This window comes from Caballeronia glathei, assembly GCF_000698595.1.
Classification (GTDB): Bacteria; Pseudomonadota; Gammaproteobacteria; order Burkholderiales; family Burkholderiaceae; genus Caballeronia; species Caballeronia glathei.
Map to the genome: position 1 here is coordinate 1 of NZ_JFHC01000282.1, position 626 is coordinate 626.

At 52.7% G+C, this 626-nt stretch carries 1 protein-coding gene; it reads right to left on the bottom strand.

All coding sequences use genetic code 11. From position 1 onward, the window contains the following. A partial coding sequence (locus tag BG61_RS43140; protein WP_161783741.1) for a T6SS immunity protein Tli3 family protein occupies positions 1-626 on the bottom strand: 626 nt, incomplete at its 5' end.

Here is a 626-nt window from a genome sequence, read left to right on the forward strand (position 1 = left end):
TCATTGGCTCAGTTCAGCAGCGCTGTTATTCGGGCGAATCGACGCGTCGCAGGTGAAGCGCTCTTGACCGGAGGGCGTGCGCAGGCCGGACGGCAGCTTCACATCGAACTCAATGCGCTTATCGCCGGGAAGCTTTTCACTTGTCCCGTATACAAAACCAGGAACCAACGGATAACGAATGACATAGGAATGGTATTGTCCCCTCTCTGACACGTATACGGCATCAGTTGTTAGAGCGACCGTGTAGTCCTTTGAATCTCTAAACGGATCGAAGCTCTTCATGTACACCATTCCATGAAATGTCCTGCCGCTATCGGTCGAGTAGATCAGCGACACAGAACAGCCGCGGTCACTGCATGCGCGTTCCGGCGGTTGAGACGATGGAATAACAATGTTCTTTCCGGTGGGATCGGCGTTGATCAACCGCCCCTGAAAATTCTCGATGCCGTTGCGCCCGAGTTTCTTACGGATGCCTTCCTTTGTATCGTTGTAGTACGTGTCGCCGTGATTGCAGTTGCTATAGTTTTCAAGCGAAATAAACCGATGATCGTCAATCCGATAAATCACCTGTGCGGGAACGTCATAGTTCGGAATCGGCTGCGGCTGCGAGTAGCGCGAGCGCTCCT